We start from the raw sequence: 11,538 nt of genomic DNA, 5'->3' as shown, positions 1-11,538 counted from the left end.
GAAGCACGGTCCTAATATCGGATACGGAGAAGACGGTCAGATTATCTTCAACAACATATATAACCATGGGAAACTGGTCAAAGAATAAAACGATAGACTATACTGCTTTTACTAAGAAGTAATTCTTCTTGCCTTTCTGAACTAGAACGTATTTGTTATCGATCATATCCTTAGAAGAAATAGAAACGGTATCGTTTACCTTTTCCTTATTAATACTCACTCCATTGTTCTTGAGCATTCTGCGGGCTTCCCCATTACTCGAAAATATTCCAGTTTTAGATGAGACGAAATCCACGATTGGAACCCCAGCTTCAATTTCAGATTTTGATATTTCGCATTGTGGTACTCCCTCAAAAATATCCAACAACTGAGCCTCTGAAAGGTTTTGTAACATCTCCGAAGTTCCTTTGCCAAAAAGTATTTCAGACGCCTCAATAGCCATATTAAGCTCTTGCTCCGAATGTACTCGAATAGTCACATCCCTTGCCAATGCTTTTTGTATTGGTCTTTCATGAGGTGCTTCTTCATGCTGCTTCTCAAGAGACTTAACTTCATCTTCGGTAAGCAGCGTAAATATCTTGATGAAATTCACCGCGTCGGCATCTGAACAGTTTAGCCAAAATTGGTAAAACTTGTAGACCGATGTTTTATTCGGATCAAGCCAAACGCTACCACTTTCCGTCTTGCCGAACTTACCGCCATCTGCTTTAGTAATTAATGGACAAGTAAGTGCGAATGCATTCTTACCTCCATTTCTTCTTATCAGTTCGGTACCTGTAACGATATTTCCCCATTGATCCGAACCACCCATTTGAAGTCGACAGTTCTTCTCTTTATGCAAATGATAAAAATCATACCCTTGAACTAATTGATAGCTAAACTCTGTGAAAGATAATCCTGTTTCCAATCTCGATTTTACAGAATCCTTTCCCATCATGTAATTTACCGTAATATGCTTCCCTACATCTCTTATAAAATCCAAGAACGACATATCCTTAAACCAATCGTAGTTATTTACAATTTCAGCGGCATTTGATCCCTTTTCGAAATCAAGAAATTTCTCCAATTGCTTTTGAATTCCAGCTTGATTAAAAGCCAATGTATTCTGGTCTAACAGATTTCTTTCTTCAGACTTCCCAGACGGATCTCCAACCATTCCAGTTGCGCCACCAACTAATGCTAAAGGTCTATGTCCTGCTCTTTGCAAGTGTACTAGAAGCATAATTGTAACCAAGTTACCAATGTGTAATGAGTCTGACGTAGGATCAAAACCCACATAGGCAGTGGTCACTTCTTTCTCTAACTGTTCTTCTGTACCAGGCATTACATCGTGAATCATGCCTCTCCAAGTAAGCTCTTGGATCAAATTATTTTTACTCATAGCGCAAAGATAATCATTTCATAATCTAACATAGCCGTGTTTTTTTCCTCTACTTTTGACTCATGATTTTAGTAACTGGAGGTACCGGCCTTGTAGGTTCTCATTTGTTAATCGCGCTCATCCAAAAGGAGGAAAAGATCCGTGCTATGAAACGAGAATCTTCTTCCATAAAAATCTTAGAAAAACTTTGTGATCATTATAAAATTGACAACAAACTACTTGACAAAATTGAATGGGTAGATTGTGATTTATCCGATGTGGTTGGCTTAGGAGAAATTTGCCAAGGTATAAAGACGATATATCACTGTGCGGCAATTGTATCTTTCAATCCTAAAGATGCTAAACTGATTACCAAAGTAAATGAAACAGGCACAGCCAATATTGTAAATATTGCTATTACAAAAGGGGTGGAAAGGTTTTGCCATGTGAGCTCAACCGCAGCAATTGGCAAATCGAAAAACCAAGAAGATTCTAATGAAGAAAACGAGTGGAATATCGAAGATCAGCATTCCAAATATGGCGTAAGTAAATACAATGCCGAGAGAGAAGTAAAACGAGCAAACGAAGAAGGGCTGAGCACTGTAATGGTTAACCCTTCCATTATTATTGGACCTGCAGAATTAAATAAGAATAGTTCTTCCATGTTCAGCTTTGCTCTCAAGGAAATTGGGTATTACAGCTTAGGCAGTAACGGTTTTGTTGATGTAAGGGATGTAGTAAAAGCCATGATACAACTTTGTAAAAGCGATATCCAGAACGATCGTTTTTTAGTAATTGGAAGCAACAAAAGCTTCAAAGAAATTTTCGAAAATATTAGTGTAGAACTTGGTGTTAAGAAAGCCACAAAACCAGCGAATCAACAATTGGCCAAACTCGTTTACTGGGAAGAAAAAATCCGATCATTAATTACAGGGTCTAGACCCATTTTAACCAAAGAAATGCTGATTTCAGCAAATACCAACGTCCGCTATTCAAATAAAAAAATAAAAGAGGCTATCAGTTTTGAGTTTACACTAATTGAGAAGGCGATAGAAAACGCATCCGCTTTCTGCAAGAAAGAAATTATTTAGCTCTATTTCTTTTAGCTGACTTATTAAGAAGCTCAACTTCCCGCTGACTTAATTTCTCAATGATACCATTGTATACTTTAGAAAACATTTTAGGCTGAGTAGCATACCAATCAAAACTTTTGGAATAAAGTTCTTGGGTTACCTCATTTTCTTTAAATATTGATTTCATATAGCTATCAATATTCTCTTGTTTCCTCTTGCCATTCGATAATCTTGTCTCACTCGCTGCCTTAATGATATTTATTTCAGTTCCTATATTTATCATTTGTTCGATACTCAAGACATCATTAGGAACTACAACAGGTTTTTCCTTCTTACCGCATGAAATAAATAACAGGAAGATTGCTAAAAAAAGGTACTTACTCATCTGCTAAAAGTTAAACGTTCACCTTTATGCTCCTCATAGAAACCTTCCTCGTCATATACCTTACGGCCATTAACAAAGGTGGATATTATTGTTGATGAGAACTCTTGACCTTCCATTGGCGACCATTGACATTTGGACACAATATTCGATTTATCTACCGTCCATTTCTTATTTAAATCAACTAAAACTAAATCTGCCTTATAGCCTTTTCGCAAATACCCTCTCTTCTCAACACCAAACAAATCTGCTGGTGCATGACACATTTTCTCCACAATTCTTTCTAACGTAATCTTTCCTTGCTTACATAATTCTAGCATTGTAACAACACTGTGCTGAAGAAGAGGTCCGCCAGATGGAGCATGCATGTAATTTTCTTTCTTCTCCTCATCCGTATGCGGAGCATGATCCGTTGCTATAACATCAATTGTGTTATCTAAAACTCCTTGAAGAATTGCTCTTTTATCGTCTTCCGTTTTAACTGCAGGGTTCCATTTTATTCTCGATCCTTTTGTGAGGTAATCCTTTTCATCAAACCACATATGATGAATGCATGCCTCTGCTGTAATTCGTTTTTCCATCAATGGCAATGAATTATCGAACAAACTCAATTCTTTCGCCGTGGATATATGTAATATATGTAAATGTGTATTGTGCTTTTTTGCAAGAGCTACTGCTTTCGAAGAAGACAAGTAACATGCTTCCTCACTTCTAATTTTAGGATGCATTTCCATAGGAATATCTTCACCATACTTCTCGATGTACTCATTCAGATTCTTAGAAACTGTTGCCTCATCTTCACAATGAACCGCAATTAATGATTTGCATTTTGAAAATATATTATTCAATGCCTCTTCACTATCTACCAACATATTACCAGTTGAAGAGCCCATAAAAATCTTCACCCCACAAACATTAGACTTATCTATTTTAAGTACCTCATCTATGTTATCGTTTGTGGCTCCCATAAAGAAGCTATAGTTAGCCAAAGACGATTCGGATGCAATGGTGTACTTATCTTCTAATAACGGAATAGTAACCGTGTTAGGCACCGTATTGGGCATTTCCATAAAAGATGTGATTCCCCCGGAAACAGCAGCTTTAGCTTCTGTGTAAATATTGGCTTTATGAGTTAAGCCTGGTTCTCTAAAATGAACTTGATCATCAATTGCACCAGGTAGAATATGTAATCCAGATGCATTTATCGTATCATCTACATCAACGCTTGATGACTCATTTTCACGAAGAACATCAATAATGATATCGTTCTCTAATAAAATATCCGCTCGGTAAACCTCTCCCTCATTTATAAGGTGAGATCCTTTAATTAATAAAGTTGCCATTAACGTTCAACCTGTTTGTAAGTAGTAAACAAACTAATCAGCTTCATTGATAGAACACCAAAAACTGCCTCTTTTATAATCCCTTTATTCATCTTCGATACTCCCTCTCTTCTATCTGTAAATACGATTGGTACTTCAACTACATTAAACCCATGTTTCCATGCTCTAAATTTCATTTCTATCTGAAATGCGTACCCTTTAAATTTTATTTTATCTAAGTCTATCGTTTCAAGAACAATTCTTCTATAACATTTAAATCCTGCAGTGGTGTCTTGTATATCCATCCCGGTAATTATGCGCACATACATAGAAGCAAAATAAGAAAGTAATACTCTGCCCATAGGCCAGTTTACCACATTTACTCCTTTAATATATCTCGACCCAATTATAACATCTCCATTTTGATCATTGATGGCCTCCCTTAGCTTAATTAAATCTTTTGGTCTGTGAGAAAAATCGGCATCCATCTCATAAACAAGATCGTAGTTGTGTTTTAACGCCCACTTAAAGCCATGAATATAAGCTGTGCCCAACCCTTGTTTCCCTGCCCTTTCTTCCATAAACAAGCAATCGGTATATTTCGCTTGCAATTCTTTTACAATCTGAGGAGTTCCGTCAGGTGAATTATCATCAACGACAAGAACATGAAAATCCTCATTTAAAGAAAATACCGTATCAATAATTCTCTTGATATTTTCTTTTTCGTTGTAAGTCGGAATAATTACTAAACCCTTCATTTTACTAATATTTTCATAATGAGCTAACCCTAACGCTCTTTTACAAAATTAATTTTTCTTTGGCTATAAAGCCCCCTCTTTTATATCTTCTACAACATCTGGATCCAATAATGTACTTGTATCACCCAAATTAGCCGTTTCTCCTTCTGCGATTTTTCTTAGGATCCTCCGCATTATTTTACCCGATCTTGTTTTAGGGAGTCCTGTAACAAACTGTATTTTATCTGGTTTAGCAATTGGTCCGATCATTTTTGTCACAATATCCAATACCTCTCTACGCGTTTCATCACCAAGTTCTACACCCTGTTCCATAATTGCGTAGGCATATATACCTTGTCCTTTAATATCGTGAGGATATCCTACCACCGCCGCTTCAATAACTTTTGGATGCTCATCAATAGCGGCCTCCACCTCTGCAGTTCCCAATCGATGCCCGGATACATTTATAACATCATCTACTCGGCCTGTAATTCGATAGTATCCGTCTTTATCTCGTTTACATCCATCGCCCGTAAAATACATCCCCTTATAACTCGAAAAATAAGTTGTCCTACATCTTTCATGATCACCGTAAGTAGTTCTTATAATAGAAGGCCATGGGTACTTTATGCATAAATTGCCTTGTACATCATTTCCCTCTAATTCTATTCCTTCACTGTCAACTAACGCGGGTTGAATTCCAGGTAAAGGCAAAGTCGCATAACTCGGCTTTAACTTGGTTATACCAGCTAATGGAGAAATCATAATACCACCTGTTTCGGTTTGCCACCACGTATCCACAATCGGACAATTTCCTTTACCAATGTTGGTATTGTACCATTCCCAAGCCTCCTCATTAATTGGCTCCCCTACTGTTCCTAATACTTTAAGTGTATTCAATGAGTGCTTTTGTACTGACTCTAATCCACAGGCCTGCAAAGCCCTTATTGCCGTTGGCGCGGTATAGAATATTTCCACACTGTGCTTGTCACATATTTCCCAAAACCTTCCGGCATCTGGCCAGGTAGGGATCCCCTCGAACAGAACAGAAGTAGCACCTGCTAAAAGAGGTCCGTATACAATGTACGTATGACCTGTTATCCAACCAATATCTGCCGTGCACCAATATACCTCACCCTGATTGTATTGAAATACGTTACGAAACGAATACTCTGCATATATCATATAGCCGCCACAAGTATGAACTACGCCTTTAGGTTTTCCTGTAGAACCAGATGTGTAAAGCACGAAAAGCATGTCTTCCGCATCCATTTCTTCCGCATCACAAAAGGAATCTGCTTTCTCCAATTCCTCGTGTAACCAAACATCTCGACCGTCAACCATTGTTACTTGCTCACCTGTTCTTTTTAAAACGATTGATTTTTTAATCGTTGTGCAGGATGCTAAGGCCTCATCCACAATTTTCTTCAATGAAATAGTCTTGGCCCCACGGTAAGCCCCGTCGGCTGTGAGAACAATGTTACAGTCGGCATCATTAATTCTGTCCGCTAAAGACTTTGCAGAAAAACCAGCAAATACAACAGAATGGATAGCTCCTATTCTTGCACAAGCTAGAACAGCGAAGGCCAATTCAGGAACCATGGGCATGTAAATACAAATCCGGTCTCCCTTCTTTGCTCCATTGTTTTTAAGAACATTGGCGAATCTGCAAACCTCTTTGTGTAATTCTTTATAGGTGAATTTAAGAGACTTATCCGATGGGTTATTGGGCTCCCAGATTATAGCAATTTCATCTCCTCTTTCTTCAAGATGTCTATCTAAGCAATTCTCCGTAATATTCAGCTTACCCCCTTCAAACCAGCGTACATTAGGTTCCTCGAAATTCCAATCGAGAACTTTACCCCATTTCTTTCGCCAAGAAAACCTTTCGGCCTTGTCCTCCCAAAATTTCTCAGGATCACTTATACTTTTTTGGTATTCCGAAGTATATTCTTCGAACGAATTAATTTTAGATAGCATTAACTTCTTATCGTTGAATTAGTGTAATTCAAATATAGATATTAATCCTTCTTTATAAATTGAATGATTGACTCTATCAAGCGCTTTGGTTCTTGAGCATGCAACCAATGTCCACTATTTTCAAATGTCTCCAATTCGAAATTCGCAAAATTAGCTTCTATTAACTTTATTGATTTTTCGCCTACAAATTCAGATTGCCCTCCTTTGACAAAGAGAGACGGAATTATAACCTGTTGATTAAAACTAATTTCAGAGAATATTTCCTCCAAATTATTCGCCAACGAATGCAAATTAAAACGCCATGCAAACATTCTATTCTCGTCTCTATATAAATTCTTAAGTAAAAATTGCCTCACCATTTCTCCTGGAATAGACTGAGACAATTGCTCATCGGCATCTACTCTTGAATTAAGCGAGCTAAGGTCGATCGATAGAAGGCCTTCAATCTTTTCTCCATGATGGGGTGGGTATTTTTCAGGTCCGATATCCACTACAATCATTTTATTTAGGCGATCGGGGAAATCATTGGCAAACTGCATGGCCATCTTCCCTCCCATCGAATGACCAAGTAGATTCACTTTTTCCAACCCCAGATTATCGAGCAACTCAATTAGGTCAGTCGCCATAAGATCATAGTTCAGTTCATCCGAATATGGTGACCGTCCATGATTTCGAACATCAATAGTAATTACATGAAATTGTTCTCCTAATATTTTAGCGATAGATGTCCAGTTGTCGGATGATCCAAACAGCCCATGGATTATTACAAATGGGTATCCGCTACCGTACTCCTTGTAATTAAGTTGCATTATGCCAATAGTCTTAAATACATCTGAACCGTATTTTGCAGACCAAGATATAAAGAGTCTGATATTAATGCATGGCCAATAGAAACCTCCAATAGATTGGAGATGTTCTCTTTAAAATATTTCAAATTATCTAAATTAAGATCATGACCCGCATTGATTCCCAAACCTAGTTCATTAGCTAATTTAGATGCATCAACAAACTCCTTTATTGCCTCTTCCTTATTCATCGAATAGTTAGCAGCATAAGGCCCCGTATAAAATTCGATTCTATCCGTTCCTGTCTTTTTTGCCCCTTCGATGTTTTCAAAATTAGTATCTACAAAAATTGAAGTCCGGATATAGGCCGCCCTAAATTCATCTATTACATCTCTTAAATAGCTTTCGTTCTTTACCGTATCCCAACCAGAACTTGAAGTTAAAGCCTCGGGAGGGTCTGGTACAAGAGTTACTTGAGTCGGCTTAACCTCTAAAACCATTTTCATGAAAGTTTCGGTAGGATATCCCTCCACATTAAATTCTGTCGATATCCTTTTTTTAAGATCATAAACATCTTGATATCGAATATGGCGCTCGTCAGGCCTAGGATGAACGGTGATTCCTTCTGCCCCAAAACGTTCTATATCATCCGATACAGAAAGTAAATTTGGAAGATTTCCTCCTCTTGAATTTCTTAGAACAGCTATTTTATTAATATTGACACTTAGTTTAGTCATCTCTCATATAATTTACTTGGCTAAAATATTTAATAAATTTGTTTCTAATTCAGAATTCTAAATGATCGCAAAAGATTTTATTTCCGACGAGTTACCTACGATAGGTAAAACAGATAGTTCTACTAAGGTATTATCCTTAATGGACGACTACAAAGTATCTCATCTTCCGCTATTTGACAATGGTAAATATTTAGGAATGCTATCCGAATCCGATGTCTTAGACTTTAGTAGCGATGATGAAATCAACATTACTGATCTTCCATTAGCAAATCAATTTATCGTTGAAGAGCAGCATTTTTATGAAGTTGTTAAGCAATTCGCGGATTTAAAACTTACAGCTATTGCAGTACTAAATGTAAATGGCGCCTATACTGGAACGATTTCAAGCAAGGCAATTATCCAAGGCATGACCTTTCTAATGGGTGTTAATGCTGGTGGTGGTATAATTTTATTGGAAGTCCCTATTAACGATTATTCCATGATAGAAATAGCACGTATTGTAGAGTCTAATGGGGCGCAAATTCTAAGTTGTTACTCCACTCCTATTTCGAACACATCTGAATTGAAGGTTACTCTTAAAGTTAATGTGAGCGACATTGAAGCTATCTTGCAAACTTTTTACAGGCTCAATTTTAAAGTTACAGCTTCCTATAACCAATCCGAACATGTGAGTAATATCCAAGAACGATATGCCTCATTCATGAAGTATCTAGAGATCTGAAATATTCAATAAATAAATAATGAGAGCGTATTTTCTAGTTTTCGCTCTGCTGATGTTATCGATAAATACATTCAGCCAGTCGGATATTATTCATATTCCAACAGATTCCACGGACTACTTTGTAGTTAAAAACATAACATTCGAAGGAAATAAAGTAACCAAGGAAAGAATAATTCTTCGTGAATTAAATTTTCATATAGGTGATACTATCAAAAGAATAGAGATAGAAGAACGCTTTAAGTCTTCTGCAAACAATGTTACGAATACATCGCTTTTCAATTTTGTAACGATAACTAAAAAGTCAATTTCTTTTATTGAAATCGAAGTAAATATCAAGGTACAAGAACGATGGTATTTTTGGGGTTCTCCTATTTTTGAACTTGCTGATGACATTTTACTAAGCAAATGGTGGGAGGATAAAAGAATCGACAGAACCAACTATGGACTTTATTTTGTAAAAAAGAATTTTAGAGGAAGGAAAGAGAGTTTAAAGCTCAAAATCCAGCTCGGATTTGAAGAGAGTATCAATCTTAACTATAATGTTCCCTATATCGATCGAAAACAAAAAAGCGGATTATCCTTTGGTGCTTCTTACAGACAATACCATGATTTCAATATCCTAACAAGAAATGATAAACGAATCTTTCACGAGGATACATTAAATTTTTCTCGAGTTAGACGAACTGCATATTCAAATTACACCTATCGCCCAGATATATATAACAGACACATCCTAGGACTAGGTTATGATAGAGTACAAATTGCTGATACAGCTGCTGTAAAGAACCCGAACTACCTCGGAAGAGGAAAGAACTCTCTTGAATTTTTCAAACTCAATTACGTATTAAAACAAGATCATCGAAATAATAAAGCATATCCGCTTAAAGGTTACTATTTTGAAATAGAAGGAATCCAACACGGCATTAACATTTTCAAAAACGATCTAAACGTTCTAAACATTAAGGCTCAATACAGGAGATATACACAATTATCAGATCGTTGGTATAGTGCGGCTAGCATGAGAATAAAACTTTCTAATAATTCGAATCAACCATATTACCTTAACAATGGGCTAGGCTATAGTAGCTGGTTTGTTAGAGGATACGAGAAAAGCTACATCGATGGTCAAAATGTAGGTCTTTTAAAAGGCAACCTTAAATACAATTTAATTAAGCAAACAACGGTTGACGTAGGATGGCCAAAGAAATTTAAAAAATTTACCAAAATACACTATGCCATCTATCTCAATGCATTCATAGACGCTGGATACACCTCAAACAGATATAAATATTTTTCAAATAAACTTGATAATTCTCTATTGTTGGGCTATGGACTAGGGTTAGATTATGTAACTTATTACGACAAAGTTGGAAGAATTGAATTTTCAATAGACAAATCAGGAAAAAGTGGAGTATATTTCCACTTCATTGCCCCAATTTAATCGAAGATTATGAATATTGCGATTTACGGTAAAGTATTCAAAGACGGTGACCTCATCTATATCGAGCACCTTATTGAAAAGCTTAAAAAGGAAAATTGTGGCGTTAAAATTTTCAAAAGCTTCTATGATAAAATAGAAAGCTCCCTTGATCTTACAGGTGTAACATCTTTTGAAAAGCACCAAGACCTTAAAGTAGGCACTGATTTTTTATTCAGTCTAGGAGGCGATGGTACTCTTCTCGATACCATTGATCTTGTAAGAGATAGTCCTATTCCAATTATGGGTATCAATTTGGGACGGCTTGGCTTCCTTTCTAGTGTTGCAAAAGATGAAATTGATATCGCTCTTCATGCTTTGCTTAACGGAAAATACAGTCTATCAAAACGAGATCTTATTAGAGCCGAAACGAATGGGAACCTATTTGGAGATTTTAATTTCGCTTTGAATGAATTTACCATCATGAAAAAAGATAGTTCTTCAATGATTACAATTGAAGCATATCTAAACGATGATTACATGAACACATATTGGGTAGATGGATTAATTGTCTCCACCCCAACTGGATCAACTGCGTATTCCCTCAGTAGTGGAGGACCTATAATTAAACCCGGTGCTGATGTTTTTTGCATTACGCCACTCGCCCCACATAATTTAAATGTAAGACCAATGATTGTAAATGACGATCATGAAATACGTTTAAAAATTGACGGTAGAGATAAAAGCTATCTAGCCGCGTTAGACTCCCGGTCTGTTTCGTTTCAAGATAGCGTAGAGTTCAAAATTTCTAAAGAACGTTTTACCATCAATCTCGTAAGAATATACGAACAAACTTTCTTGAACACATTAAAAACCAAATTACTTTGGGGATTAGACACAAGAAACTAGTCTATTAGAATAGGGGTTATAAGCACTAAAAACCTATATATTGTTATCTTTGGCGAAGCGAGCGATTTAAATATGATCATCAGTGATGTCTAAGAGAATTATTTTATTGCTATTT

General features: G+C 36.6%; 11 protein-coding genes. 4 read left to right on the top strand and 7 right to left on the bottom strand.

The window, feature by feature from the left end:
* Positions 1–97: 97 nt before the first annotated feature.
* Entirely contained in the window at positions 98–1,381 is a 1,284-nt protein-coding gene (locus HRT72_08130) for a tyrosine--tRNA ligase (GenBank protein NQY67676.1), read from the bottom strand.
* Positions 1,382–1,443: 62 nt separating this feature from the next.
* Between HRT72_08130 and HRT72_08125 the strand changes: the two genes are divergently transcribed.
* Positions 1,444–2,451 (top strand): NAD-dependent epimerase/dehydratase family protein, encoded by a 1,008-nt coding sequence (locus HRT72_08125; GenBank protein NQY67675.1) that lies wholly within the window; start codon positions 1,444–1,446, stop codon positions 2,449–2,451.
* Here HRT72_08125 and HRT72_08120 read toward each other — a convergent pair.
* From HRT72_08120 to HRT72_08095, 6 genes are all read right to left on the bottom strand, one after another.
* Positions 2,444–2,818: a DUF4296 domain-containing protein gene (locus HRT72_08120; GenBank protein NQY67674.1), complete on the bottom strand. Its 375-nt coding sequence runs from the start codon at positions 2,816–2,818 to the stop codon at positions 2,444–2,446. The genes HRT72_08125 and HRT72_08120 overlap by 8 nt on opposite strands.
* A complete protein-coding gene (locus HRT72_08115) occupies positions 2,815–4,158 on the bottom strand; it encodes a dihydroorotase (protein NQY67673.1) in 1,344 nt (447 codons plus the stop codon). The genes HRT72_08120 and HRT72_08115 overlap by 4 nt, the downstream gene beginning before the upstream one ends.
* Positions 4,158–4,895, bottom strand: coding sequence for a polyprenol monophosphomannose synthase (locus HRT72_08110; GenBank protein ID NQY67672.1), 738 nt, complete (start codon positions 4,893–4,895; stop codon positions 4,158–4,160). The genes HRT72_08115 and HRT72_08110 overlap by 1 nt, the downstream gene beginning before the upstream one ends.
* Before the next feature lie 63 nt (positions 4,896–4,958).
* A complete protein-coding gene (acs, locus tag HRT72_08105) occupies positions 4,959–6,854 on the bottom strand; it encodes an acetate--CoA ligase (protein NQY67671.1) in 1,896 nt (631 codons plus the stop codon).
* Positions 6,855–6,895: 41 nt separating this feature from the next.
* Positions 6,896–7,663 (bottom strand): alpha/beta fold hydrolase, encoded by a 768-nt coding sequence (locus tag HRT72_08100; protein ID NQY67670.1) that lies wholly within the window; start codon positions 7,661–7,663, stop codon positions 6,896–6,898.
* Complete coding sequence (locus tag HRT72_08095) at positions 7,663–8,376, bottom strand: pyridoxine 5'-phosphate synthase (GenBank protein NQY67669.1); 714 nt, start codon at positions 8,374–8,376, stop codon at positions 7,663–7,665. The genes HRT72_08100 and HRT72_08095 overlap by 1 nt, the downstream gene beginning before the upstream one ends.
* Before the next feature lie 61 nt (positions 8,377–8,437).
* Between HRT72_08095 and HRT72_08090 the strand changes: the two genes are divergently transcribed.
* The 3 genes from HRT72_08090 to HRT72_08080 are packed head-to-tail and all read left to right on the top strand — an operon-like array spanning position 8,438 to position 11,423.
* Positions 8,438–9,097 (top strand): CBS domain-containing protein, encoded by a 660-nt coding sequence (locus HRT72_08090; GenBank protein ID NQY67668.1) that lies wholly within the window; start codon positions 8,438–8,440, stop codon positions 9,095–9,097.
* A gap of 19 nt (positions 9,098–9,116) precedes the next feature.
* Positions 9,117–10,538: a hypothetical protein gene (locus HRT72_08085; GenBank protein NQY67667.1), complete on the top strand. Its 1,422-nt coding sequence runs from the start codon at positions 9,117–9,119 to the stop codon at positions 10,536–10,538.
* A 9-nt stretch (positions 10,539–10,547) separates the two neighbouring features.
* Complete coding sequence (locus HRT72_08080; protein NQY67666.1) at positions 10,548–11,423, top strand: NAD kinase; 876 nt, start codon at positions 10,548–10,550, stop codon at positions 11,421–11,423.
* Positions 11,424–11,538 lie beyond the last annotated feature (115 nt).

The organism is Flavobacteriales bacterium (genome assembly GCA_013214975.1).
Lineage (GTDB): Bacteria > Bacteroidota > Bacteroidia > DT-38 > DT-38 > DT-38.
This window is presented reverse-complemented; position numbering and strand designations above follow the sequence as displayed.

What these genes read in the sequence shown, in the direction of transcription:
- HRT72_08095 (NQY67669.1), bottom strand. Translation starts at nt 8,376, where the DNA reads ATGACTAAACTAAGTGTCAATATTAATAAAATAGCTGTTCTAAGAAAT.
- HRT72_08085 (NQY67667.1), top strand. Translation starts at nt 9,117, where the DNA reads ATGAGAGCGTATTTTCTAGTTTTCGCTCTGCTGATGTTATCGATAAAT.
- HRT72_08110 (NQY67672.1), bottom strand. Translation starts at nt 4,895, where the DNA reads ATGAAGGGTTTAGTAATTATTCCGACTTACAACGAAAAAGAAAATATC.
- HRT72_08080 (NQY67666.1), top strand. Translation starts at nt 10,548, where the DNA reads ATGAATATTGCGATTTACGGTAAAGTATTCAAAGACGGTGACCTCATC.
- HRT72_08125 (NQY67675.1), top strand. Translation starts at nt 1,444, where the DNA reads ATGATTTTAGTAACTGGAGGTACCGGCCTTGTAGGTTCTCATTTGTTA.
- HRT72_08120 (NQY67674.1), bottom strand. Translation starts at nt 2,818, where the DNA reads ATGAGTAAGTACCTTTTTTTAGCAATCTTCCTGTTATTTATTTCATGC.
- HRT72_08090 (NQY67668.1), top strand. Translation starts at nt 8,438, where the DNA reads ATGATCGCAAAAGATTTTATTTCCGACGAGTTACCTACGATAGGTAAA.
- HRT72_08130 (NQY67676.1), bottom strand. Translation starts at nt 1,381, where the DNA reads ATGAGTAAAAATAATTTGATCCAAGAGCTTACTTGGAGAGGCATGATT.
- HRT72_08100 (NQY67670.1), bottom strand. Translation starts at nt 7,663, where the DNA reads ATGCAACTTAATTACAAGGAGTACGGTAGCGGATACCCATTTGTAATA.
- HRT72_08115 (NQY67673.1), bottom strand. Translation starts at nt 4,158, where the DNA reads ATGGCAACTTTATTAATTAAAGGATCTCACCTTATAAATGAGGGAGAG.
- acs (NQY67671.1), bottom strand. Translation starts at nt 6,854, where the DNA reads ATGCTATCTAAAATTAATTCGTTCGAAGAATATACTTCGGAATACCAA.